Origin of the sequence: Caloramator mitchellensis (genome assembly GCF_001440545.1) — a bacterium.
In the GTDB taxonomy this organism is placed as follows: Bacteria; Bacillota; Clostridia; order Clostridiales; family Caloramatoraceae; genus Caloramator; species Caloramator mitchellensis.
On sequence record NZ_LKHP01000001.1, the window covers coordinates 166165 to 191697 of the forward strand.

Annotated in this window: 23 protein-coding genes, 1 tRNA gene and 2 riboswitches; all 24 genes read left to right on the top strand. The window is 32.2% G+C overall.

The genetic code is table 11. The annotated features are described in order from the left end of the window. Positions 1 to 3 precede the first annotated feature (3 nt). The 24 genes from ABG79_RS00845 to ABG79_RS00965 all read left to right on the top strand — a co-directional run bounded on the left by ABG79_RS00845 (position 4) and on the right by ABG79_RS00965 (position 25489). On the top strand, positions 4 to 1404 hold the full coding sequence (locus ABG79_RS00845; protein WP_057976129.1) for a VanW family protein: 1401 nt from the start codon (positions 4 to 6) through the stop codon (positions 1402 to 1404). Positions 1405 to 1505: 101 nt separating this feature from the next. Next, positions 1506 to 2459 (top strand): AAA family ATPase, encoded by a 954-nt coding sequence (locus tag ABG79_RS00850; protein ID WP_341408283.1) that lies wholly within the window; start codon positions 1506 to 1508, stop codon positions 2457 to 2459. Continuing rightward, on the top strand, positions 2452 to 3618 hold the full coding sequence (locus ABG79_RS00855) for a DUF58 domain-containing protein (RefSeq protein ID WP_152978177.1): 1167 nt from the start codon (positions 2452 to 2454) through the stop codon (positions 3616 to 3618). The genes ABG79_RS00850 and ABG79_RS00855 overlap by 8 nt, the downstream gene beginning before the upstream one ends. Continuing rightward, positions 3611 to 5764 (top strand): transglutaminase-like domain-containing protein, encoded by a 2154-nt coding sequence (locus tag ABG79_RS00860; protein ID WP_057976135.1) that lies wholly within the window; start codon positions 3611 to 3613, stop codon positions 5762 to 5764. Before ABG79_RS00855 ends, ABG79_RS00860 begins: the two co-directional genes overlap by 8 nt. 46 nt (positions 5765 to 5810) lie before the next feature. Then, positions 5811 to 5893: transfer RNA gene (locus ABG79_RS00865), tRNA-Leu, on the top strand. A 66-nt stretch (positions 5894 to 5959) separates the two neighbouring features. Further along, complete coding sequence (locus ABG79_RS12175) at positions 5960 to 6883, top strand: TRM11 family SAM-dependent methyltransferase (protein ID WP_083490260.1); 924 nt, start codon at positions 5960 to 5962, stop codon at positions 6881 to 6883. A 55-nt stretch (positions 6884 to 6938) separates the two neighbouring features. Continuing rightward, a riboswitch (cobalamin riboswitch) is annotated at positions 6939 to 7107 on the top strand. Positions 7108 to 7195: 88 nt separating this feature from the next. Beyond that, on the top strand, positions 7196 to 7762 hold the full coding sequence (locus ABG79_RS00870; RefSeq protein ID WP_160318202.1) for a DUF4430 domain-containing protein: 567 nt from the start codon (positions 7196 to 7198) through the stop codon (positions 7760 to 7762). Positions 7763 to 7773: 11 nt separating this feature from the next. Next, positions 7774 to 9633, top strand: a complete 1860-nt coding sequence (locus tag ABG79_RS00875) for a prenyltransferase/squalene oxidase repeat-containing protein (RefSeq protein WP_057976138.1) — start codon at positions 7774 to 7776, stop codon at positions 9631 to 9633. A gap of 141 nt (positions 9634 to 9774) precedes the next feature. Next, positions 9775 to 10659, top strand: coding sequence for an energy-coupling factor transporter transmembrane component T (locus ABG79_RS00880; protein ID WP_057976140.1), 885 nt, complete (start codon positions 9775 to 9777; stop codon positions 10657 to 10659). Beyond that, positions 10637 to 12256 (top strand): ABC transporter ATP-binding protein, encoded by a 1620-nt coding sequence (locus ABG79_RS00885; RefSeq protein WP_083490262.1) that lies wholly within the window; start codon positions 10637 to 10639, stop codon positions 12254 to 12256. Before ABG79_RS00880 ends, ABG79_RS00885 begins: the two co-directional genes overlap by 23 nt. Before the next feature lie 4 nt (positions 12257 to 12260). Then, the gene (locus ABG79_RS00890; protein ID WP_057976142.1) at positions 12261 to 12935 is read left to right on the top strand and encodes an ECF transporter S component; all 675 of its coding nucleotides are present in this window, start codon (positions 12261 to 12263) and stop codon (positions 12933 to 12935) included. 11 nt (positions 12936 to 12946) lie between these two features. Further along, complete coding sequence (locus ABG79_RS00895) at positions 12947 to 13762, top strand: Cof-type HAD-IIB family hydrolase (protein ID WP_057976144.1); 816 nt, start codon at positions 12947 to 12949, stop codon at positions 13760 to 13762. Between the two features lie 14 nt (positions 13763 to 13776). After that, entirely contained in the window at positions 13777 to 14919 is a 1143-nt protein-coding gene (locus ABG79_RS00900; RefSeq protein WP_057976145.1) for a DUF362 domain-containing protein, read from the top strand. 16 nt (positions 14920 to 14935) lie between these two features. Then, the gene (gene trmL / locus ABG79_RS00905; RefSeq protein ID WP_057976463.1) at positions 14936 to 15403 is read left to right on the top strand and encodes a tRNA (uridine(34)/cytosine(34)/5-carboxymethylaminomethyluridine(34)-2'-O)-methyltransferase TrmL; all 468 of its coding nucleotides are present in this window, start codon (positions 14936 to 14938) and stop codon (positions 15401 to 15403) included. Positions 15404 to 15417: 14 nt separating this feature from the next. Then, on the top strand, positions 15418 to 16263 hold the full coding sequence (locus tag ABG79_RS00910) for a DegV family protein (RefSeq protein WP_057976147.1): 846 nt from the start codon (positions 15418 to 15420) through the stop codon (positions 16261 to 16263). Positions 16264 to 16393: 130 nt separating this feature from the next. Next, positions 16394 to 16490: riboswitch (glycine riboswitch) on the top strand. A gap of 82 nt (positions 16491 to 16572) precedes the next feature. After that, positions 16573 to 16950 (top strand): GrdX family protein, encoded by a 378-nt coding sequence (locus ABG79_RS00915; protein WP_057976149.1) that lies wholly within the window; start codon positions 16573 to 16575, stop codon positions 16948 to 16950. A gap of 11 nt (positions 16951 to 16961) precedes the next feature. Next, positions 16962 to 17894 carry a thioredoxin-disulfide reductase gene (trxB, locus tag ABG79_RS00920; RefSeq protein ID WP_057976151.1) on the top strand — a complete coding sequence of 311 codons (933 nt, stop codon included), beginning with the start codon at positions 16962 to 16964 and terminating at the stop codon, positions 17892 to 17894. 10 nt (positions 17895 to 17904) lie between these two features. Further along, positions 17905 to 18231 carry a thioredoxin TrxA gene (trxA, locus tag ABG79_RS00925; protein ID WP_057976465.1) on the top strand — a complete coding sequence of 109 codons (327 nt, stop codon included), beginning with the start codon at positions 17905 to 17907 and terminating at the stop codon, positions 18229 to 18231. 86 nt (positions 18232 to 18317) lie between these two features. Then, positions 18318 to 19604: a glycine/sarcosine/betaine reductase component B subunit gene (locus ABG79_RS00930; RefSeq protein WP_057976153.1), complete on the top strand. Its 1287-nt coding sequence runs from the start codon at positions 18318 to 18320 to the stop codon at positions 19602 to 19604. Between the two features lie 37 nt (positions 19605 to 19641). After that, entirely contained in the window at positions 19642 to 20115 is a 474-nt protein-coding gene (gene grdA, locus ABG79_RS00940) for a glycine/sarcosine/betaine reductase complex selenoprotein A (protein WP_083490263.1), read from the top strand. Positions 20116 to 20143: 28 nt separating this feature from the next. Further along, entirely contained in the window at positions 20144 to 21448 is a 1305-nt protein-coding gene (grdB, locus tag ABG79_RS00945) for a glycine reductase complex selenoprotein B (RefSeq protein ID WP_083490264.1), read from the top strand. 70 nt (positions 21449 to 21518) lie between these two features. Further along, positions 21519 to 23048: a glycine/sarcosine/betaine reductase complex component C subunit beta gene (gene grdC / locus ABG79_RS00955; RefSeq protein WP_057976164.1), complete on the top strand. Its 1530-nt coding sequence runs from the start codon at positions 21519 to 21521 to the stop codon at positions 23046 to 23048. 11 nt (positions 23049 to 23059) lie between these two features. Next, positions 23060 to 24220 carry a glycine/sarcosine/betaine reductase complex component C subunit alpha gene (grdD, locus tag ABG79_RS00960; protein WP_057976166.1) on the top strand — a complete coding sequence of 387 codons (1161 nt, stop codon included), beginning with the start codon at positions 23060 to 23062 and terminating at the stop codon, positions 24218 to 24220. Positions 24221 to 24457: 237 nt separating this feature from the next. Further along, complete coding sequence (locus ABG79_RS00965) at positions 24458 to 25489, top strand: BMP family lipoprotein (RefSeq protein ID WP_057976169.1); 1032 nt, start codon at positions 24458 to 24460, stop codon at positions 25487 to 25489. Positions 25490 to 25533: the final 44 nt, after the last annotated feature.

Genomic DNA, 25533 nt, shown 5'->3' on the forward strand with positions numbered 1-25533 from the left:
AATGTGAATAAGGGCTTAAAAATTGCAATACCATTATTGATAATTGCACTTATATTAGCATTTGGAATAATATTGTTAAATGAAACAAGTGCTTCATCAAATAGGATTTACAAAGGAATATATATAAATAACATTAACGTTGGTGGAATGACATATGATGAAGCTTATAGATTGTTGAATGAAAAATTTAATATACCTCTGCAGGAAAAGGTTATTACGTTAAAATATAGGGATAAAGAATTTAGAACAACAAATAAGTTGTTAGAGACAAGATATGATATTGAAGAAAAAGTTAATGAAGCATTAAACTACGGTAAGGAAGGAAATATTTTTGAAAAGACTATTGAAAGGTTGAAGATTAGCACATCTTCTATAAATTTACAATTGGAGATAATTGTTAATGAAAAAAATATTGATGGGGTTGTTAACAAGATTTCTAAAAGTCTAATAACCATGCCTGTTGATGCCACTATAAAATTGATTGACGGGAAATTTATTATTACACCAGACGTGAATGGAAGACAAGTTGACGATGCTAAACTAAAAGAAATATTATTGAATTCTGTAAAGACAACTAATAGTGAAGAATTACAGATACCAGTCAAGGTTGTCGAAGCAAAAATAAAACAAGATGACTTAGAGAAAATTGACACTAGGATTTCTGCGTTTGCAACAAAGTTCAATCCTGCAGATGTAAATAGAACAGGAAACTTAAAGATTGCTTCTTCAAGTATCGACGGAACACTTGTTATGCCGGGTGAAGTATTTTCTATGAATAAAGTTTTAGGACCACGTGTTGCTTCAAAGGGATATAAAGAAGCTCCTGTGATTATAAATGGAACATTGGTTCCAGGACTTGCGGGGGGTATATGTCAGGTAACATCAACAGTATACAATGCAGCACTGCTTGCAAATTTTGAAATAGTAGAAAGAAGGCCCCATGGTTTGAAAGTTTCATACGTTCCTGCAGGCAGGGATGCAACTATTTCAGGTAATATAATAGATTTTAAATTTAAAAATACTAATAAAACACCTTTATATATAAGAGCCTGGGTGGGAAAAAACTATGTAAATGTGGAATTTTACAGCGCCAACGAGAATCCAAATATGAATGTTGTTATTGAATCAGAAATAATTGAACGAATACCAACAACAACTGAATATGTTAAAGATTCGAATTTATATCAGGGAGAAAAGGTCACAGAGGTAAAACCTATTGATGGGATTAAATCAATTACCTATAGAAAAGTTTTTATAAATGGTGAATTAGTTAAAAAGGAAACACTATCGAAGGATTATTATAAACCTGCTAAAGGAAGGGTGAGAATAGGAACTAAACCTGTTTCGACTCAAACTGATAATACAAGTGAAAATCAAAAGTCGCAAGATATTATAAATCAATAAAATTTTTGATGTCACAAAATCAATTTAAATATTGAAAAAATTGCGGTTTGGACAAATTATTGAAAAATCCAATAGAGAGTTTTGCAAATGCTTAAAAGAAGGTGATAAAATTGAATAATGATATTTTGATTAGAGCAATTGACAACATTGAAAATGTAATTTTTGGCAAGAGACCAGTGATTGAAAACATAATAATTGCCTTAATATCTGGGGGACATATTTTAATTGAAGATGTCCCAGGAGTTGGTAAAACAGTTCTTATCAAAGCCCTTGCCAAAACAATTGATTGTAGTTTTGCAAGAATTCAATTTACCCCAGATTTGTTACCTTCAGATATTTTGGGAGTGACAATATATAACGAAAAGTTAAATCAATTTGAATTCAAGGCAGGACCTATTTTCAATCAGATTATTCTTGCCGATGAAATAAATAGAACTTCGCCTAAAACTCAATCAAGTTTATTAGAGGCAATGGAAGAACATCAGATTACAGTAGATGGTAAAACATATAAATTAGATGAGCCTTTTATGGTTTTGGCTACCCAAAATCCTATAGAGTATGAAGGAACGTTCCCGCTTCCTGAGGCACAACTCGATAGGTTTTTCATGAAGATTTCAATAGGCTATCCTGACGAGGATAACGAGATTTTGATGATGAGAAAATATAGAATTAGCAATAGGTTGGAAGAATTAAGCCTTGTTTTAACTCCTGAACAAATAAAAGAAATAAGAGAACTAGTAAAAAATATTTATGTTAATGATAAAATTGAAAAATATATACTTTCAATAATAAGCGAAACAAGAAAAGATAGTGAAATACTATTAGGAGCAAGTCCAAGAGCAACTCTAAATCTTTTAAGAAGCAGTCAAGCTAAAGCATTTCTAAGAAACAGAAAATTTGTTACACCAGACGATGTGAAAAGTGTGGCAGTAAATATTTTGTCTCACAGATTATTGCTAAAATCAGAAATTAAATATAAAGGCAAAACTGCGGAGAAAAAAGTAGAAGAAATTATTTCGAATATAAAGGTGCCAGGGGTTGGAATTGATGTATAGAATTAAAAAACATTTTATATTTTTAATAATATTTCTTTATTTAATTGCGTATTTTCAGGGTGGCAGGATATTATATTTAACTTTTTATTTTTTTTCTGCTTCTATACTTTTATCGATTTTTATAGTCCTTAGAGGAGTTAATAATATTTCAGTATATCAAATGGTTGACAACAAGGAATTTTATGTTGGAGATGTTGTTGATATTCAAACTAAAATTTATAATGAAGGATTGATTCCTATTCCAAAAGTTATAGCTCAGAATCTTACAATTGAGAATAATGAAGTTATTTTGTTCTTATTAAAACCATTAGCAAGTTTTGTAATTGAACAGAGTTTTGTTCCTAAAATTAAAGGAAGATATGCGTTAGGACCAGTAAAAATAGTTTTAAAGGATTTTTTTGAAATTTTTGAGATCGAAAGAAACTATTTTGAAAAGAAGGAAATCGTAATATATCCACGATTTTATTGTATGAAAAATTTCAACTTGTTTTCAAAGAAGGATATAGGATTTAGCAAAAGTATTTTCAAAGGAGTCGAAGATTTAACGGAAATTGTTGGCATCAGAAAATATGTTTATGGTGAGAGTCTAAAGAAGGTTCATTGGAAAATCTCAGCAAAGAAAAAAGCTTTGTATGTAAAAAATTTTGATTCCTCAACAACTAATAACTTGATATTGTTTGTTGATTGTTATAAGGAAAATTACAATAGAAAAGATGGATTGTTTTATTTTGAAAAAGTATTAGAAATTTCTTCGTCAATTGCTTATTTTTATTTGAATAGTAACACTGAAATAGAAATATATTTCAACACAAAGCTTCCACTAAATTCTAATATTAAAAAACCTAATGAATTTTTGAGATTATTAGAAATAATGGTTGAAACAAATCCGGACGGAAATAAAAAAATATCAGACTATATGAAATCAGAATTGGGAAATATGTCAAAAAATACAAATATACTGCTAATATTAAATAGTATCGATTTAACAGATGCAATAAACTTGCGCGAAATATGCGATATTGGCTATAAATTAAACATTATAATTCCTGAAGATACTATTTTAAGTGAAGAAACAATGAATATATTAAGGACGAGCAATTTGGTTATGTATATTTTTAGGACTTCTAATAACCTTGGGGAGTTAGTTTTATATGAGTAAACTTAATATGGATTATTTTATTTTGTTTACAATTTTAACGAGCATTATATATTCAATATTTATAAAAATTGGATATATTAGTATAGGATTATCATCGAATCTTGCATTTAATTGTTTTGTATTTGTTGGAATTAATATTTTTTTGTATTTGTTGTTTAAATATAAGTATTTGCTATTCTTGGCCATTATATTTTTACTAACATATGTCAAACTTAATTTCCAAATGATTATGCACTATTTAAAAAATATACTTCCTTTTTATCAAAGCATTTTAGAAAATCAGGGTGTAATCAGCAATTATTTTGACCTTTATATTAAATTTTTTTATATAACAGTAATTTTTCTTTCAATTGTTGTTTTTTATTTGACATTTATTAAGAAACGCACAGTTTATCTATTGATATTGGGATTAGGACTTTTTTCTTTTTATGATTTTTTTGGAATTGATACTTTTAGGTATTATAATATTTTTCTTATTTTATGGTTTTACCTATTCTGGATGTCAAGAAATATAAATGTTGAAAAAAATAAAATACACGACAGAAATTATTTATTCAAATTAATTTCATTATTTACTATATTTATTTTTATTACAAATTTTGCTATTAAAATACTGCCGGTTGAAAAGGAAGGCAAAGGATATAAGTTGATTGAAATTGCAAATGAAATGGGTGAAAAAATAAACCCCAAAGAACAGGTTACAGTAGTATTTGGTTTGAAAAGCACCGGATTTCAGCCAGATTCCAACAAGCTTGGAGGACCGATAAAATTAAATCATAATAAAGCAATTACAGTATACCCTAATAATTATTCCGGCGAATTGTATTTAAGGGGAGTTATAAAAGACTATTACGATGGGCAAAAATGGAAAAAAAGCAGTAATAATTTTATTACCGGTAGCAAAACAAATTATAACAGAGAAGGGTTAAGAAAATTTGAGATACAAATTACACCGACAAACTTAGTAACATATACAGCATTTAATGTTCTCTTTCCTGAATCGATAAGGAATACATGGAATAATTTTTTAATAGATGCAGATTATTTAGAGACTAAACATCCCCATCCAGCAAATAGAAACGATAAATATTATGTTGATTTTGCTTCATACGATTATAGCATCTATACTGATTATATTCAAAATAAAAAATGGCCGACTTTTAAGTATAGCCAAGATAGATATTATTTTGACTATTTACGCGTTCCTGACATTGTGTCTAATAAAGTTTATGAGCTTACCATGTCTGTAATTAAAGATAGCCGAAATGATTTGGAAGCTGCAAAAAGAATTCAGGATTATCTAAGGGAAAATTATTCCTATGATTTAAAACCATCGATTCCACCTGACAATGTAGATTTTGTTGAACATTTTTTGTTTGAAGAAAAAAGGGGATATTGCGTATACTTTGCAAGTGCAATGGCTATAATGTTAAGAACAGCAGGTATTCCATCGAGATACGTGGAGGGATTTGCTATAAACGCTACACCTTTTAAAGAAATAGATGTTTTAAATTCCGATGCGCATGCTTGGGTTGAAGCATATATAAATGGGCTTGGATTTGTTACTTTTGACCCAACTCCTGGACATTATACAACTATTGATTATGCATTCGATGTATTAAAAAATCAAACCGAAATACAAGAAAAAGACAATCAAACGGAAAAATTAAAAGAAAACAGGGTTGTTGAAGATAATGAGGCTATTAGTCAAAGCAAGAAAGTTAAAAATTTTTATTTTGAATTATTTGTCGCTTTTATTTTAGTAATTTTAATGTTAATAATTATTATTTTTAAAAGAAATAAAATAAGCACCTCATATTTTGTTTCAAAAATTAAATTTACATCATTCGCATTAGGTGTTAATTATGAAGGATTAACATTAGAGGAATTGCTGTTAAATATAGGCCAAAAGTTAAATATTGACATGAGTATTATTTTAGAAATATTAAACAGAAATTTATATGATGATTACGACTTAACCTTAGAAGATAAAGAATTATTAAAAAATAAATTTACAGATTTGGAAAAAGAGCTAATAAAATATTTGGGAATTGGTAAATTTATTATTAATAAAATGAATTATGGAAGATTTTTAATTATAAATAAAATATATAGGTTTCTAAAAGTAAAAAAGTGTAAATATTGATATAGACAAAAATTCAATAGAGTGATAAAATTTTTTTAGGATGTAGGCGGGCGTGGCGGAACTGGCAGACGCACTAGATTCAGGTTCTAGCGGGAAACCGTATGGGTTCAAATCCCTTCGCCCGCACCATATAATATTAAATTTCACCCCCTTGGTTGGAAATATCAACAAGGGGGTTTTTTAAAGGTTGGTGATATGATGTTTTTTTATTATGTTAATTTTCCAGATGGAGAAAAAGAATTATGCTTAATGGAGTTACGTAGACTATTTAATATTAATCTGGATGGTAAATATTTTTTTTATGATGAATATATAGATGTTAATAGAAGTCCCTATATAAAATATTGTATTAAAATAGACGCTATTTCCGAATCTATAGAGGATTTAGCAGATATAATCGAAAAAAAGAAAATTAAATACGACGATTACAAGGTTCAGTATATTAGCTTGATAGAGAGGATGGATTTGAATAAAAAACATAAAATAGAAAGTTTGATTGGAAGAAATATTGAAGGTGAAGTTAAAATCCATAATCCCAAAACTAAAGTTGGTGTTTTGGATATAGAACAAAAATGGGTAGCTGGAGAGTTAATAAAGAATAGCGGTAAATGGCATGAACATGATGAAAAACCGGTTCAATACTGTAATTCTCTAACTGCAAGGGTATCAAGGGCTCTTGTTAATATTGCAACAGGAAGAAATCAAAATATTAAAATGGTAGACCCTTGTTGTGGAATTGGAACCGTAGTTTTGGAAGCACTTTCAATGGGAATAGATATTAAAGGTTATGATATTAACAACAATGTAGTTAAAGGAGCAAAAAATAATTTAAAATATTTTGGTTATCCGGATGTTGTATCATGTAGCGATATAAAAGATATCGCTGAAAAATTTGACGCAGCAATCGTAGACTTACCTTACGGTGTTCTTTCCGTTACAACAAGAGAAATTCAGGATGAAATAATTAAAAATACGGCGAGAATTGCTAAAAGGGCAGTATTTGTTACTTTAGAAGATATGCAGGAAAATATTAAAAATGTTGGTTTTGAAATAACAGATGAATGTAGATTAAGAAAGGGTAAATTCATAAGATATATAAATTTGTGTGAAATTTCTTGATAATTGTTTTGAAAGATTGAGCATAATTTATTTTGATGTTATAATATATAAAGAACCGAATACAAATAATATAGGTGCTGAAAAGTTAAAAGGGAAAACGGTGAAAGTCCGTTGCAGCCCCCGCTACTGTAAATGGGGATGAAACCTGATATGCCACCTTTTGGGAAGGCCAGGGAGTAAGATGAACCATAAGCCAGGAAACCTGCCTGTATTATGAAGCATAACCTTCGGAGGGAAGGGCAAGCTTATATGATTATAAGCCCTTTCCAGGGCTTTTTATTTTTCCCTCTGAGATTGGAAGGGGGTGGTATATTGAAGTTCAAGTTTATACCTATTTTAATCACATTATTTATTTTAACTAGTTGCAGCAAGAATCAAGACAATACTATCAACTCAGATTCAAACACATTACCTGAAGGTCAAAAAACTTCAGTTACAACGAATGTATCAAATGTAGAGCAAAAAAATAAATCAACTAATGAAATAAAGCCACAATCAGATAATAAAGAAGCAGATGTTAAAAAGCAAAATGAAATCAAAGAAGTTGCGATTAAGCTTGTCATTTCAAAGGATAATAAAATAATACTTCTAGAAAAAGTAGTAAAGCTAAACAAGAGCATTAATGCATTAAGATTGCTAAAAGAAAATGCAGAGGTTTATGAAGAGGGAGGTTTCATAAAGTCCATCAATGGTTTGGAATCCATTCCTCCAAACAAGCTGACTGATGAGGATATAAAAAAAGGTATTTTAGGATACGATTGGTTTATTTATTTAAATGGCAAAAAGACAAGCGTAGGAGCAAAGGACATATTATTAAAAAATGGAGACGAAATAAATTTTAATTATAAGGGCTGGACTGTAGATGATCTGGCGCCTTAAGGAGGGCTAGTATGAAAATTTTAAAGAAAAATTTAATTGCAGGTATTTTAACAATAATATTATTTTTGACATTTAGTTCATCTGTTTTAGCAGCTTTAAGTAATACTACAAAATCAAAAATGAAACAAAGTTATTCAGGAGCGATAAATTACATTATTAATAAATCAAAAACAAATGGATTAAGCGACTGGGATGCAGTGGCTCTTGCAATGGCAGGTTACAACTTAAATAGCAGCAATTTAAGAATAAAAGGAAAAACATATTTAGAAAATAAGCAAAACGATATATTAAAAGAATTATCATATAATTGGACAACAAGCTATGCAAAGCACATTTTGACAATTGCAGCCTCAGGTTATGACCCTTCAAATTTCAATGGGGTTAATTTAATTGAAATTCTAAAAAACTCTCAATTGGAAAATGGAAAATTTAAGGATAAGATAGACGATACAAAAGAGTTATATTTGAATTCCCACATATGGAGTATTATAGCTCTTGAAACAGTTAAGGAAAACTATAACAAAGAAATGGCAGTAAAATTTTTAGAAAACAACCAAAATAAAGACGGTGGATATTCATGGATTCTAGGAAATAAAAATAGCGATATTGATACTACTGCAATGGCTGTTACTGCACTGACAATGGCAGGAAGAACAAAATCATCTGTATCAGTAGCAAAGGCTTTAAATTTCTTAAAATCTAAAATAAAGTATCTTTCAAAGGAAAGTCAAACTGCTGAAACATTGGCTTGGGTTGTTCAGGCAGCAGTTTCTGCTGGTGACGATTTGTCTAGATATTATATTGGAAAAAGAAATATACTAGAAGAACTTTATTTATATAAAGATAGAACTGGCGGATTTAAACATTTAAAGAGCAGCAATGTAGACAGCATTGCTACAAATCAGGTATTAAGAGCTTTGATTAGTTTTAATTACAATAAAAACATGTATAAAAATATAAGATTTACCAAAGGGAAATTTTTCAAAGCAGTTACTAAGAACGAAAATACAAACGCAGTTTTATATTCAGTATATAATAAAGATTTAAAGAATGTAGAACTAATAATACGAGCAGATGGTGCCGATGAAGCAACTCTTATCATAAATGGTGATAAGAACGCTTATACTTTGAAACCAAATAATGGATATTTTAAATTTTATAAGAATTTAGAATTAAATAGCTTGAATTACAAGGTTTTTGTAAAAAACAACAACAATATTATAAAAGTTGTTCTGGGTGTTTTTGAATTAGTAGAAAAAAGCTACGATGTAACAGTAAGAATAGAAACCCCTGAAAAAACAATTGGAACGTATACTGTGAAAGCTGGAAATAAAACGGTGTATGATTTTACAGGAAAGTCAATCACTACTGAAGTTAAGTCGGCTTATGCAGCTGTTGCAAAGGTTCTAATAGAAAATAATATACCATTTGAAGTTATATACTATGATTTGGGACCATTTATAGACAGTGTGGGAGATTTTAAACCTGATTATTCAAACGGTAAGTGGTGGGGCACTTGGGTAAATAATAAATCGCTTGAAGTTGGATTAAGTTCATTTGAAATACATCAAAACGATGAAATATTACTATACTATGTTACGGATAATAAGTGGGACATTAAGCCTTTGCAAATTACTATACCTGATGAGATTAATAAAGGTGATACAGTTGAAATTAAAGTTACAGCATTTTCGGATGTCGTTTCAGGCGCTACCGTTTATGTAGGAAAAAATACCTACATTACAAATGAACAAGGTATTGCGCTTGTTAAATTAGATGAAGCAGGCAAGTTCGAAGTTTATGCTGAAAAAATAAAAGACGGAAAACCTGAATACATAAGAAGTAAGAAAACTTTTATCGAAATAAAATAATTAATTAACTTTAAATTAATATTTTACTTTTAACAAGCCTCATGATAATATTTCAATAGGTTATTTAAATAGCCATTGGAATATTCATGAGGTTTAATAATATTAATTGTTTTACATTTCTAACATAAAGTGGGTGAATTTATGACCGAAATTAATAGCGATATTTTTCTTAAAAAAATACATCCATTATCATCAATAATTATAATAATTACATATTTGATAGTTCTTTTGACTGTTAATAATATAATTTATTTATCTATAATAATATTATCTATTTTTTTGTTAGCAAGAGTTAATAATGTTTTTTATAAAATTTACTCTACACTAAAATTTTCGATTCTTTTTGGAATAATTGTTGTTTTATTTAATTTTATATTAAATCCTAACGGCGAAACCATACTTTTTATTATTTTTGATAGGACATTTACTCTTGAATCTTTATTTTACGGTTTTTTTATGGCTGTAAGATTGATTGCTTCTGTTATTGTTTTTGCGTTTGCAAATCATATAATTGAACAGGATGATGCGTTTAGTTATTTTTCGAATTATATAGGTAACTCAGCACTTTTAATGAGCATGATGTTTAGATTAATACCAAGGCTTACTAATTTGTTCAATCAAATTAAGGAGATTGAGATTCTAAGGGGCAATAATTTTAAAGGAAATTTTTATAATATGTTTAAAGGATATAGTCAGGTTATAAATATATTGTTTTTAACTTCTCTTGAAGAATCAGTTGAAATAGCAGAATCTATGTATTCAAAGTGCTATGGTAGTAAAAACAGAACTGTTTATCATAGCAAAGTATTTTATCGTTATGATTTTTGCATTATAGCTATTTCAGCATCAATAAATCTAATATTATTCTTATTTGTTATGATGGGGTTCAATGATTTTAAATTTTACCCTGTGGTTATTAATCCTGTTGAAAACATAAGTGCATTTGGATTATTTATTTCAATAATATTCTTTGTTTATTCTATGATGATATGGTGGTGGAAACATGGAAGCAATAAAATTTACTGATTTTACATATTATTATCCTAATACAACAAAATCAGCCATAGAAAACATAAACTTAACAATAGAAGAAGGGGAGTTTATTTTAATAGTTGGACCATCGGGAGGCGGAAAATCCACACTTTTAAGGGCTATTAATGGCATAGTCCCTAATTTTTATGGAGGAAAGATAAAGGGCAGTGTATCAATTTATAATAAAAATTTGAGAGAATATTCAAATAGAGAAGTTATTAGTAAAGTTGGCTTTGTATTTCAGGACCCAGAAAAACAAATTATTTTCAACAGTGTTGAAAGAGAGTTGGCATTTGGGTTGGAGAACTTAGGATACGACCAGAAGGATATTTTGAGAAATATTTCCGAAGCATGTGCATTATTTGGACTTAATGATATTCGAAATAAAAATACGCAGAATATTTCTGGGGGTGAAAAGCAAAAAGTAGAAATTGCCTCCGTCATTGCTATGAATCCCGAAATTATTTTATTTGATGAACCAACTTCTCAACTTGACCCAATTTCCGCAGAAGAGGTATCGAATTCTATAATCAAACTTAACAAAGATTTAGGAAAAACTATACTTGTAGTAGAACAGAATATTGATAGATTTATTGAATTTGCCGATAGGATATTGTTTGTAAATGAAGGTAAAATAATTAAGGATTTTAGAAAGGACAATATTTTTGAATATAATAGCGACATATTTTTACTGCCCAAGATTTCACAATATTTTAGATTAGCAGGATATAAAGAATTTCCAATATCATTAAAGGAAGCTAATAGATTGATAAGAAATTATGAATTTAATTATACTTATACTAAAGACAAATGTGATAAAATAGTTCTATCAGTTGAAAATCTTAACTTTGAATTTTCTTGCGGCATTAGAACATTAAAGGATATTAGCTTTAATTTAAACTCTGGTGAAGTAGTTGCCGTAATGGGTCAGAATGGTGCTGGCAAAACAACACTTTTTAAGATTATTTCTGGACTCATAGACAATTATAAGGGAAATGTATTTATAAAAGGTGTGGATTTGAAGAAAATAGAAACGAATAAAAAATTAAAAATGATAGGATATCTTGCTCAAAATCCAAATTTATATTTCGGAAGAGATACAGTGTTCGAAGAAGTGGCATATTCTTTGAAAAACATTGGGGAATATAACGCTGAAAAAGTAAATAAAATTTTGGAAGAGTTCAATTTAACCGAAATAAAAGACAAAAATCCAAGAGATTTAAGCGGAGGACAAAAACAGAGGTTAGCTATAGCTTGCGTTGCAATTCTCGAACCTGAAATATTGATATTTGATGAACCCACGAGGGGAATTGACATAGTTCAAAAGAAGAGAATTGGTGAATTTGTTAGAAACTATGCTAATAAAGGCAATACAGTTATAGTTATAACGCACGACAGTGATTTTGTTGGTGATTATTGTGATACAACTATTTTAATGTTTGAAGGTGAGATAGTTGCCAAGGGGGATACCCTTGATGTTTTAACAGAATCTATTTATTATTCTCCTATAGTTACCAAACTTTTTAGAAAAAAATGCAGAATTACAAACTCAAATCATGCAATAGAATTATTAAAGAATGTTAGATGGTGATATTATGTTTAGAAAGATTCCAATTTTATTAATTTTTATGTTTATAATTATAACTGTTCTTTTAACTAATTATAGGGTGGGAATAGACAAACTAATTACATTTTCTGCTGTGTTTATAATTATATTTTTCTTGCTGCTATTTGAGTTAAAACAAACAAATGTTAGAAAAATGGCCATTATTTCAACTTTAGCTACATTGGGTGGAATGTTAAGAATACCATTTGCTATTATACCAGGTCTTCAACCAACCACCTTTATTATTTCTGTTTCTGGATATACTCTAGGACCAACTGAAGGATTTATAGTAGGCTCAATCGCTGCATTTATATCAAATTTTTTTCTAGGACACGGACCTTGGACGTTGTGGCAAATGCTTGGATGGGGATTATGCGGTTTATTTTTTGGATGGATGAAAAAAATCAAATTAAATAGATATTTTTTTGCACTTTTTTGTGGGTTATGGGGTTATATTTATGGTATAATTTTGGATATGTGGTATGTGGTAGGATTTATAAAACCAATTAGCTTTTATGCAATTATTTTAGGGATAATAGGAAGCTTTCCATTTGATACTATGCATGCAGCGGGAAATGTTTTGCTTTCGTTAACATTTGCTGATAAGTTTATTAACATTATCAATAGATTTACAACTAGGTTTGAGGTTGAATACTTGGACTAAGGAGGCAGAATATGAAATACAAAATGATAGCAATGGATATGGATGGCACCCTTTTAAACAGCAAAAAAGAAATCACTGAGAGAACAAAATTAGCGCTTAAGAAAGCTGATGAAAAGGGAGTTAAACTTGTCGTGTGCACAGGAAGAATTTTTACTTCCGCACTTTACTATGCAAATTTAATAGGAACTAAAGCACCTATTATTGCGTCAAATGGTGCATACATAAGAGAAAAGGATAATAATAATGTTATATACGAAAAGGCACTCGATAAGGATTATGTCGAAAAAATAGTAATTAAGGCAGAAGGATTTGGATTTTACCCCCACATTTTTACAACAGAAACAATTTATTCAAAGAAGCTGATATATTCTTCTAAAAATTATACTTTATGGAATGAGAAGATGCCTAAGGAAGAGAGGGTAAAAATAAAAATAGTAGATGACCTGATAGAGATAGCTAAAAAGCATGATATACTAAAGATTGTAGTTATGTCTGACGATGTTGAGAAACTTTTTAAGTTAAAGCAGATAATTAAAGATAACTTCGAAGTTTCAGTTTTTTCATCCTTTGATAATAATTTTGAGGTCATGGCTAGGGATATTTCTAAAGGGAATGCTGTTAAGGTTCTTGCGGATTTCTATGGCTTCAATCTCGAAGAAGTAGTTTGTATTGGAGATAACGAAAATGACATTTCTATGATTCAATACGCAGGTCTTGGGGTTGCAATGGCTAATGCCACTGAAGAATTAAAATCAGTTGCGGATTTAATTATAGATTCTAATGACAACGAAGGAGTTGCAAAATTTATTGAAGAATACATATTGTAATTTGAGGTGAATTTATGGAAAGAGTCATTCTTTCAAAATGTGAGGATTATGAGAAAGAAAGAGTATATAAAGCAGTTGATAGGTTGTTTGAACTATATGGTGGAATTAATAAAATAGTTAACAAAGGCGAGAGAGTATTTCTTAAAATAAACTTAGTAATGAAAAAAAATCCAGAAGAAGCGGCTACAACTCATCCAATGGTAGTTGAAGCAGTTGCAAAAAAACTTGTTGATTTTGGATGTGAAGTAGTTATTGGAGATAGCCCGGGCGGTCCATATAATGAAAAGATTTTGAAATCATTGTATAAGGTTTGTGGAATTGAAGAAGCTGCAATTAATGCTGGAGCAATTTTAAATTTTGATTGTAGCTCTGAAGATTTTGATACTCCAGAAAATTGCATAGTAAAGAAACTAAACATGATTAAACCTCCATTTGACTGCGACAAAATAATTACGATTTCAAAACTAAAGACACATGGTATGGCAGTTTATACCGGCGCTGTTAAGGTTTTATTTGGAATGATTCCTGGTTTTTTAAAGGCCGAATATCATTTCAAGATGCCAGAAATAAAAGATTTTTCAAATTTGCTCGTCGATATTTGTGAAACTGTAAAGCCTTCTTTTTCAATCATAGATGGTATAGTAGGTATGGAAGGAGATGGGCCGACAGCTGGCGTTCCTATAAAAACTGAGTTGTTGCTTGCTTCTGACAATCCATATTATTTAGACGTTGTAGGAGCATATTTGATGGGATTAAAATCAAAAGATGTTCCAACGATTCAAAGAAGCGTCGAAAGAAACTTATGCACCGGAAAAATTGAAGACATACAAATAGTTGGGGAAGATTTAGAAAAATTTGCAAAACAATATAAAATACCTGATACAAGAAGTGTCAACTTTTTTAGAGGCAGAGTTCCTAAAAGGCTAGAAGAATTCTTAACATATTATTTAAGCCCAAGGCCGGTTTTTGACTTTCAGACATGCATAGGGTGCAGAAATTGTTATGAATCTTGCCCGCCTAAGGCTATTAAGATGATAAATAATAAGCCGCATGTAGATTATAAATCATGCATAAGATGTTACTGCTGCCATGAATTATGTCCTAAAAAGGCAGTTACAATATATAAGAATAAATTATTATCAAAAATTTTCAAATAACTTCGGAGGGATTAATTTGAATCTGAATATAGTATTATACCAACCTGAAATTCCTCAAAATACCGGCAATATAGGAAGGACATGTTTCTTAACAAATTCATCGCTACATTTAATAAAGCCTTTAGGATTTTTATTAAATGATAAATATTTGAAAAGGTCAGGTATGGACTATTGGCATAAAATTGATGTTCATTATTATAATAGTTTTGAAGAATTTTATGAAATACACAAAGATAAAAGAATATTTTTGACAGAGACTTTTGGGGAGAAGATTTATACACAGGCTAAGTTTAAAATCGGAGATTTTATTATGTTTGGAAAAGAATCTTCAGGAGTTCCACAATATATAGTTGAATTACTAAAGGATAATATGATAAGGATACCAATGATTGAAACAACCGATAGGTCTTTAAATCTTTCAAATAGTGCAGCTATAGTTATGTATGAAGCCTTAAGGCAAATGAATTTTCCAAGCATGAAATGATTTAGGAGGTAAACATGAAAAAAATAGTTATTGTTACAGATAGCACTGCAGATTTACCATTGGAATTTGTTAAAGAGAATAATATTAAGGTTATGCCTTTAACAGTTACCTACAATAATAAGTCCTATAAGGATTGCGTTGATTTAACAACGGAGCAGCTATTGACTTTTTTAAATGAGGGTGATGATTTGCCTAAAACATCACAGGTAAATCCAAAGGAGTTTTACGATGCATATGAAGATATTTTAAAAGATGAAGAAAGCGTTATTCTATCAATACATTTGTCTTCTCAACTGAGTGGCACCTTCCAGTCTGCAAATATTGCAAAGGATATGTTAGGAAGTGACAGAATATATATTATTGATTCTAAATCTGTAAGTTTTGGGACAGGTCTATTAATTATTAAGGCATTAGAGTTGATAAAATCAGGAATTGAAATCAATGAAATAGTAAACTATTTGACCCATTTAGCAGATAAAGTTAAAGTTGCATTTGCAGTGGACAACCTTGAATATTTAAGAAAAGGTGGAAGACTATCTGGAACACAGGCTGCACTTGGCAAATTATTAAATATTAAGCCTATTATTCACATGGAAGAAGGTAAATTATTTGTTTATGATAAGGTAAGAGGAATAAAAAAAGCTATTGCAAGACTATATGAATATGTTGATGAAAAGAATATTGATGTTGAGCAACCAGTTGCTGTAGGAACAATTGCATACAAAGATGAAATTGAAAGTTTTGCTTCATTTTTGAGAGAAAGATATGGATTCAAAAAGGTATATACTTCGAAAGTTGGGACTGTTGTTGCAACCTACTCGGGAGAAGGAGTAATAGGGGTGTATTTCATTTCAAAATAATATTTTATTCTTGCAAAATCATCAAAAAATTGCAAAAAATTATTTATTTTTATTAATATTATAGAAAAAAACAATAGCCAAAATTCAAATTATGTAATATAATAATAATTGAAAAGTCAATCTTTTCTGGATGATGCAAGTAGGAGAGACCCAGAAGGGCGCCGAAGGGGTAAGTTTGGTTTGCCGAACCTTATGATACTCTCAGGCAAAAGAACTACTTGTTGACAGAGCTCTGAGCGCACAGAGAATGTAATGGCAGGCATTACATTCTCTTTTTTATTATCAGCAACATTTGAGGTGTAAATTTTTATGGAAAAGGTAATAATAGTAACAAATAATGTAATTACTATGGAAAAGATGTCAGATAAGCACGATATTATATGGGTAGACGGTTCACTTTTAGATGTTTTATACAAGGTTAGAGATTACATACATAGAAATCATAAATTGTTAACCCATCCTTTAATGGGAAGCATAAAACCAAATCAAACACCATATAAGAGCGTTGCAATTTCTAAGAATCCATTAGAAACTTTGGATTTTGAATCGCTTTCATTTATTGAGAATAGCATTGAAACTGCGCAAAGTTTGATTAAATCCAAACCTCACAGAACTTATCCAGATTCGGTATACGATGATTTTAGAATAATTGACTACGATTTAATTTTTAATGCATTAAATAGATAAGGAGTGATAAAATGTCAGAAAGAATTTATGATATCGTTATTATCGGTGGAGGCCCAGCAGGGTTATCAGCAGGATTATACGGTTCAAGGTCTAAGCTGGATGTATTAGTAATTGAAAAGGGAGTGTTTGGAGGTCAGGCTGCTACAACTGCTGAATTAGAAAACTATCCTGGTTCAATTGAAAACTGCACTGGACCAGCACTTTCAGAAAGAATGAAACATCAAGCTGAGGAGTTTGGAACAAGTTTTGTTTATGATGAAGTAGTTGATGTTGACTTTTCTGGAGATATTAAAGTTGTAAAATGTAAAGAGGCTGAATATAAAGGGAAAGCTGTAATAATAGCAACCGGAGCAGCACCAAGACTTGCAGGATTTAAAGGTGAAAACGAATTAAGAGGTAGAGGAGTTTCATATTGCGCTACTTGTGATGCGGACTTCTTTGAAGGTTTGGACGTGGCGGTTATAGGCGGTGGTGACTCTGCTATAACAGAAGCTTTGTATTTAACAAAATTTGCAGAAACTGTTACTATTATACATAGAAGGGACAGCTTTAGAGCAGCTAAATCATTGGTTGAAAAAGCAATGAACCACCCAAAAATAAAATTCATATTAAACAGCGTTGTTGATGAAGCAAAAGGTGATGAAATACTTGAAGGACTTGTAGTAAGAAACTTACAAACAGGAGAGGTCTCTGAAGTTGCAGTTAACGGAGTGTTTGTATTTGTTGGACTTGACCCGATAACAAAGGTATTCGAGGGTAAAATTGCACTAGATGAAAAAGGATACATCCCAACAGATGATGAAATGAGAACAAATGTAGAAGGTATATTTGCGGCTGGTGATGTTAGAGTAAAAATGTTAAGACAGGTTATCACTGCAGCAGCAGATGGAGCTATTGCTGCAATTGCTGCAGAGGAATATATTAATGAAAAATTTAACAAATAGGAGGGTTAATATGTTAGAGGTAAATAAGGATAATTTTGACGCTGAAGTTTTAAATTATACTGAAAAACCAGTATTTGTTGATTTCTGGGGAGATAAGTGCGAAAAGTGTAAGCAACTTATGCCAGATGTTCATAAATTTGAAGAAATGTATGGAGACAAGATAAAGTTTGTAAGCTTGAATACAAGTGAAAACAGAAGACTTGCAATTGCTCAAAAAGTATTAGGACTACCAACAATGATTATGTATGTAAACGGTGAAAAAGCAGAAGTTTTAACTCCAGATAAGATAGCTACTGCAGATGATATCGAAGAAATGATTAAAAGATTTTACAAATAAATAGTTTAGAACCTGGCAATGCCAGGTTGCTATAAATTTTCAGAATATTATAAACAGCTCTTTAAATCTTGAAGGAGGTGAAGGCTTTGCGCCTCGAATTAGGTAAAATTTTTATCAACGACGTTCAATTTGGTCCAGAAACAAAAGTAGAAAATGGCATTCTTTACATCAACAAGGAAGAACTTCTTAAGGAAGTTGGTGGAGATGAAAGATTAAAATCAATCGATGTTGATCTTGTTCATCCAGGAGAAGAAGTAAGAATTATCCCAGTAAAAGACGTTATTGAACCAAGAGTAAAGGTTGAAGGAAAGGGTGGAATATTCCCAGGATTCATTTCAAAAGTAGACACTGTTGGTTCAGGTAGAACCCATGTTTTAAAGGGTGCTGCTGTAGTTACTACTGGTAAGATTGTTGGCTTCCAAGAAGGTATAATCGACATGAGTGGAGAGGGAGCAAAATACACTCCATTCTCAAAGACGCACAATGTTGTTATGATTTGCGAACCAATCGACAACTTACAACAACACGAACATGAAGAAGCAATAAGAATGGTAGGACTTAAGGCTGCTACATACTTAGGAAAAGCAGGAAAGAACGTAAACCCAGATGAAGTAAAAGTTTATGAAACATTACCATTACTTCAGCAGGTTGCACAATACCCAAATCTACCAAAGGTAGTATATGTTTATATGCTTCAGAGCCAGGGACTTTTACATGACACATATGTATATGGCGTAGATGCAAAGAAGATTATTCCTACATTCATCTATCCAACAGAAGTCTTTGATGGCGCTGTTATAAGTGGAAACTGCGTTTCTGCTTGTGACAAGAACCCAACATATGTTCATATGAATCATCCTATAATTGAAGATTTATATGAAAGACATGGTAAGGATTATAACTTCTTAGGTTGCGTGATTACAAATGAAAACGTATATCTTGCAGATAAGGAAAGGTCATCCAACTATACTGCGAAGTTAGTTGAGTTCCTTGGAGCAGATGCAGTTATCATTTCAGAAGAAGGGTTTGGAAATCCAGACGCTGACCTTGTTATGAACTGCTACAAGATTGAAGAAAAAGGAATAAAGACTGTTCTTGTAACTGATGAATATGCAGGTAGAGATGGTTCATCACAATCTCTTGCAGATTCAACTCCGAAGGGTGATGCTGTTGTTACAGCAGGTAATGCAAATGAAGTAGTTGTATTGCCACCAATGAAGAAGGTTATAGGACATCCTGAAGCTGCTGATATAATAGCAGGTGGATTTGCAGGTTCATTAAGACCAGATGGTTCAATTGAAGCTGAAATCCAGGTAATAACAGGAGCAACTTCAGAAGTTGGATTTGGATATTTAACAGCAAAGACATTCTAATGTAACTGAAAAATCTTTTCAAGAAGGAGGAATTCTCATGATTTTAAAGGATAGAAAAGTAATAGCTATAGGAGATAGAGACGGTATTCCAGGACCAGCCATTGAAGAATGTGCAAAGAGCGCAGGTGCAGAAGTTGTATTCAGCTCAACTGAATGCTTCGTTTGAACGGCTGCAGGTGCTATGGATCTGGAGATCCAACAAAGAGTAAAAGACTTTACTGAACAATACGGTGCAGAAAATATAGTAGTTCTTTTAGGAACTGCAGAGGCTGAATCAGCAGGACTTTCAGCAGAAACTGTAACTGCTGGAGACCCTACTTATGCAGGACCACTCGCTGGGGTGTCATTAGGTCTTAGGGTTTATCATATTCTTGAACCAGTTATTAAGGAAGAATGCGACGCAGCTGTTTACGATGAACAATGCGGTATGATGGAAATGGTTCTTGATGTTGATGCTATTAGTAGTGAAGTAAGCAGCATAAGGGAGCAGTATAGTCAGTTTAAAGACTGATCTAGCCGCCGAGAGGAGGAAAGGTTAAATGATTAAAGTTGTTCATTATATAAATCAGTTCTTTGCCCAAATTGGGGGAGAAGAAAAGGCTAACATTCCACCAGAAGTAAGAGAAGGTTTTGTAGGACCTGGTATGGCGTTAAATGCTGCGTTTAAAGGCGAAGCTGAGATTGTTGCTACTGTAATATGTGGTGACTCATACTTTGCAGAGAACACCGCTGAAGCTACAAAACAAATTCTTGACATGGTTAAGAAATACAACCCAGATTTATTCATTGCTGGTCCAGCATTTAATGCAGGAAGATATGGAACTGCTTGTGCTACAATAGCTAAGACAGTTAAGGATGAGCTTGGAATTCCCGTATTGACTGGAATGTATATTGAAAATCCGGGTGTAGATTTATACAAGAAAGACTTATATATCATTTCAACAAAGGATAATGCTGCAGGAATGAGAGAGGCAGTGCCAAAGATGGCTGCTCTAGCATTAAAGCTTGCTAAGGGCGAAGAAATTGGAACTCCTGATGTTGAAGGTTATATTGAAAGAGGTATTAGAAAGAATTATTTTGCTGATGTTAGAGGTTCAAAGAGAGCTGTTGATATGCTCGTAAAAAAGATAAAGGGAGAAGAATTTGTAACAGAATTCAAGATGCCTTTATTCGATAGAGTAGCACCAAATCCTCCTGTTGCAGACATCAGCAAGGCGAAGATTGCCTTAGTTACTTCAGGCGGAATAGTTCCTAAGGGAAATCCAGACAGAATTGAAAGTTCAAGTGCAAGCAAGTTTGGTAAGTATGACATTGAAGGAGTTTACGATTTAACTCAGGAAACTTACGAAACTGCTCACGGTGGATATGACCCTGTTTATGCAAATAAGGACGCTGACAGAGTATTGCCAGTTGATGTGTTAAGAGACCTTGAAAAGGAAGGAAAGATTGGTTCATTACACAGATACTTCTATTCAACAGTTGGTAATGGAACCGCTGTTAAGAGTGCAGCTAAATTTGGTCAGGAAATAGCAAGACAACTTATTGCTGACGGAGTTCAGGCTGTAATTCTAACTTCTACTTGAGGAACCTGCACACGTTGCGGAGCAACGATGGTAAAGGAAATCGAAAGAGCAGGACTTCCAGTAGTTCATATGTGCACAATAGTTCCAATATCAAAGACAGTAGGTGCTAACAGAATAGTTCCAACTGTAGCTATTCCACACCCACTTGGAAATACTTCACTATCATATGAAGACGAAAAGGCATTAAGAAGAAAGCTTGTTGAAAAGGCATTAAAGGCTTTACAAACTGAAATTCATGAACAAACTGTTTTCGAAGACTAATAATAAGGGTCGGGAACTTTTGGGGTTTACCCTAAGCCCCGACCCTTTAATATAATACGGAGGTGTAAATATGTTTCCAGTTTTAAAAGGAGCAAGTTATATTTTAGTTCATACTCCAGATATGATTATTCATAACGGAACAACTCAAACGCTTGAAAGAGAAATTAATCCAGATTCAGAATATCTAAAAAAAATTCCAGAGCATTTAAGAAGTTTTGAACAAGTTGTAGAATATCCAGTAACTCAAACTTTTATAGGAAACTTTGAGCCAGAAGAATTAGGCAAATTATCAAAGCCCTACTTCAATCATAAGTTAGAAAACGCATCAAGATTTGGAAAATTTGGAGAAGTAATGCCTCAGGATGAATTTTATGGCTTAATTAAAATATGTGATGCATTTGACCTTGTTAAACTTGAAAAGGGATTTACAAGTGCAGTTAAAGCAAAATTTGAAGCTCATAAACTTTTAAAGGATTATGCGCCAAAATTAGGTGACGGTGTTGAAATTGCTGAAATTGAAAAGCTTGTGGATGCTCATGTTGCAGAAGGCCTCTATATGAATGGAAGTCTAGTAGGTTGTGTTAAAAGAGCACATGAATTTGATAGAAATCTTTCATCACATGTTATTGCTGAGAATTTAGCAGTTAAGGCCTCAGCTGTAATTGCTGGATTAAATTTAATAGATAAATTAGGCGTTAATAAAGATGAAATAGACTATATAATTGAATGTTCAGAAGAAGCGTGCGGGGATATGAATCAAAGAGGTGGCGGTAACTTCGCAAAGGCTATTGGTGAAGTTATAGGACTAAAGAACGCTACTGGATGCGATATAAGAGGATTCTGTGCAGGTCCTACTCATGCTCTTGTAAATGCAGCTTCTTTGGTGCAATCAGGAGTATTTAAGAATGTTTTAGTTATAGCTGGTGGTGCTACTGCTAAGCTTGGAATGAATGGAAAAGACCATGTTAAAAAGGGAATGCCAATAATTGAAGATGTTCTTGGTGGTTTTGCAGTTTTAGTATCAGAAAATGATGGCGTTCATCCTATTATTAGAACTGATGCGATAGGTAAGCACAATATAGGCTCAGGGGCTACACCTCAAGCTGTTATGGAAGCTATTGTAGCTAAACCACTTGAAATGCTTGGATTGAAATTTACTGACATTGATAAATATTCAACAGAGATGCAAAATCCAGATGCCACTGAAACTGCTGGTGCAGGCGATGTTCCAGCGTCAAACTATAAGATGATTGCAGCACTTGCTGTTATGAAGGGCCAATTAGAAAAGGCTAAGATGGCTGAATTTGCAAAGAATTGCGGCTATGTTGGATATGCACCAACTCAAGGACATGTTCCTTCAGGAGTTCCGATAATAGGATTTGGTGTTGAAAAAATAATGAACGGCAGCATGAATAGATTTATGATAGTAGGAAAAGGAAGCTTGTTCCTTGCAAGAATGACTAATCTTTTCGACGGTATTTCTTTTGTAGTTGAAAAGAACCCAGGAAAGGCTGAAGAAACGACTGTTTCAAAAGAAGAAGTTAAGAACATGGTGGCAGAAGCTATGAAGGAATTTGCCTCATTTTTACTTCAAAAGTAAGAGGTGATAACATGACTAACGAAAACATTAAAGGATTGATTGGCGAGGTTTTTAATGAAATAGCTGACGCAATTAAGAGTGGAACGTTTGGAAAAAAGGTTAGAGTTGGTTTAACAACTTTCGGAAGTGAACATGGAGTTGAAGAATTGGTAAAGGCTGCAGAAATTGCAACAAGAAAATATAGCGACTTTGAAGTAGTTTTAATAGGACCAAAGGTAGAAACAAATTTAAAAGTGTATGAAGTTGCCAACGACGAAGAAGGACACAAATTGATGGAAGAGCTTCTTGACAAGGGGGAAATTAATGGTTGCGTAACTCAACATTATAATTTCCCAATAGGAGTCTCAACTGTAGGAAGAGTTATAACCCCAGGAAGAGGAAATGAGCTTATACTTGCAACAACAACAGGAACATCCTCTACACATAGAGTTGAAGGTATGATTAAAAATGCCATATACGGTATTATAACGGCAAAGGCGTGTGGCATAGCTAATCCTACAGTTGGAATTCTTAATGTAGATGGAGCAAGGCAGGTTGAAAAGGCGCTAAAAGAACTAAAATCAAACGGTTATGACATAAATTTTGCAGAATCAATAAGAGCTGATGGCGGAGTTGTTATGAGAGGCAATGACCTATTGGCAGGCTCAACCGATGTTATGGTTATGGACACTTTAACTGGGAATTTACTAGTTAAAATATTCTCTTCATTTACAACCGGTGGAGACTATGAATCTTTAGGATATGGTTATGGACCAGGAATAGGTGAAGGATATGATAGACTAATATGTATTATCTCAAGAGCTTCAGGTGCACCTGTGGTAGCTGAAGCATTAAGATTCTGTGCAACATGTGCCCAGAACAATATTATTCAAATTTCAAAAAATGAATTTGAAAAAGCTAATAGGGCTGGTCTAAAAGAGATTTTATCTAAATTAATAAAACAGGCTCAACCTGAAGATAAAAAGGAAATTGTTGCTCCTCCGAAGAAAGTTGTAACTCATGATATCGCTGGTGTTGACATATTGGAGCTAGAAAATGCAGTAAAGGAACTTTGGTCAAATGGAATTTACTCTGAAACAGGTATGGGATGCACAGGACCGATAGTTCTTGTTGCTGATGAAGATGCTGACAAGGCAGTTGAAATATTAAAGAGCAAAGGGTATATAGCATAATATGGGGGGTTACCCCCCTTTTATATTTGAATTTATTTTTATAATTTTACATATATATGTATTGAAATCCGAAAATTACACTTGATTATTTTCAAAAAATGTCGTATATTATTATATGCACACTCTACATAAAATTTGTGCAATTTGAATAATTTTTAAAAAATCGTAAATTTTGCAGGATTTTCAATTTCTGCAAAGAATATATTAATTAACTAAAAACTAAAAGGGGGAACAAAAATGAAAAGACTAATCGCATTAGTAGCAACATTAGCTCTTACAGCTGGTCTTTTTGCAGGTTGTGCAAAGAAGGAAGAACAAAAACCAGCTGAACAAACACCACAAGTTAAAATCGGTTTAGCAACTGACGAAGGTGGTAAGGGAGACAAATCATTTAACGATGCAGCTATTGCTGGTCTTGAAAAAATTAAAGCTGAATATGGAATTGAACCACAGATTATTGAATCTAAGACAGCTGACGATTATGAACCAAACTTAACTACTCTTGCAGCAGATAACGACTTAGTATTTGGTGTTGGATTTAAGATGGCAGATGCTATAAAAGCAGTTGCTGAAAATACTCCAGATAAGAAATTTGCAATCATTGACTCGGTTGTTGACCTTCCAAATGTAGCTTCATTTACATTTAAGGAAGAAGAAGGTTCATTCTTAATGGGTATAATCGCTGGAAAAATGACAAAGACTAATACAGTTGGATTCCTTGGTGGAATCAAGTTTGAACTTATTGAAAAGTTTGAAGCTGGATTTAGAGCAGGAGTTAAGGCTGTTAATCCAAACGCTAAAGTTTTAGTTCAATACGCTAACAGCTTCAGCGACGTTGCTCTTGGATATGAAATTTCAAAGAAAATGTATAACGACGGCGCTGACGTAATTTATCACGCAGCTGGAGGCGTTGGAATTGGATTATTCAATGCAGCTAAGGAAATGAAAAAGTGGGCGATTGGTGTTGACTCAGACCAAGCAGTTTTAATTCCAGATAAGGCAGATGTAATCCTAGCATCAATGATTAAGAGAGTAGATACAGCTACTTATACAGCATCAAAGGCAGTAATAGATGGAACTTATAAGCCAGGTTTAACAGTTTTAGGATTAAAGGAAGATGGCGTTGGTATATCACAAACTATCAACCCTGCAGTTCCACAAGAAGTTATTGATCTTGCTAACAAGTATAAGCAAGCAATAATCGATGGCAAATTCACAGTTCCAACAAAACCTGCAGAAGTTGATGCTTTCCAGGCACCACAAATATAGTTTGTATGCTAGATGCTCTTGCATCTAGCTTTTTTAAACGTCAA

Coding starts and splice junctions, on each gene's coding strand:
- ABG79_RS00880 (WP_057976140.1), top strand. CDS start 9,775: ATGACCGAAATTAATAGCGATATTTTTCTTAAAAAAATACATCCATTA.
- grdD (WP_057976166.1), top strand. CDS start 23,060: ATGACTAACGAAAACATTAAAGGATTGATTGGCGAGGTTTTTAATGAA.
- trxB (WP_057976151.1), top strand. CDS start 16,962: ATGTCAGAAAGAATTTATGATATCGTTATTATCGGTGGAGGCCCAGCA.
- ABG79_RS00860 (WP_057976135.1), top strand. CDS start 3,611: ATGAGTAAACTTAATATGGATTATTTTATTTTGTTTACAATTTTAACG.
- grdC (WP_057976164.1), top strand. CDS start 21,519: ATGTTTCCAGTTTTAAAAGGAGCAAGTTATATTTTAGTTCATACTCCA.
- ABG79_RS00875 (WP_057976138.1), top strand. CDS start 7,774: ATGAAAATTTTAAAGAAAAATTTAATTGCAGGTATTTTAACAATAATA.
- ABG79_RS00915 (WP_057976149.1), top strand. CDS start 16,573: ATGGAAAAGGTAATAATAGTAACAAATAATGTAATTACTATGGAAAAG.
- ABG79_RS00890 (WP_057976142.1), top strand. CDS start 12,261: ATGTTTAGAAAGATTCCAATTTTATTAATTTTTATGTTTATAATTATA.
- ABG79_RS00855 (WP_152978177.1), top strand. CDS start 2,452: ATGTATAGAATTAAAAAACATTTTATATTTTTAATAATATTTCTTTAT.
- ABG79_RS00900 (WP_057976145.1), top strand. CDS start 13,777: ATGGAAAGAGTCATTCTTTCAAAATGTGAGGATTATGAGAAAGAAAGA.
- trxA (WP_057976465.1), top strand. CDS start 17,905: ATGTTAGAGGTAAATAAGGATAATTTTGACGCTGAAGTTTTAAATTAT.
- ABG79_RS00885 (WP_083490262.1), top strand. CDS start 10,637: ATGGAAGCAATAAAATTTACTGATTTTACATATTATTATCCTAATACA.
- ABG79_RS00895 (WP_057976144.1), top strand. CDS start 12,947: ATGAAATACAAAATGATAGCAATGGATATGGATGGCACCCTTTTAAAC.
- ABG79_RS12175 (WP_083490260.1), top strand. CDS start 5,960: ATGATGTTTTTTTATTATGTTAATTTTCCAGATGGAGAAAAAGAATTA.
- ABG79_RS00965 (WP_057976169.1), top strand. CDS start 24,458: ATGAAAAGACTAATCGCATTAGTAGCAACATTAGCTCTTACAGCTGGT.
- ABG79_RS00910 (WP_057976147.1), top strand. CDS start 15,418: ATGAAAAAAATAGTTATTGTTACAGATAGCACTGCAGATTTACCATTG.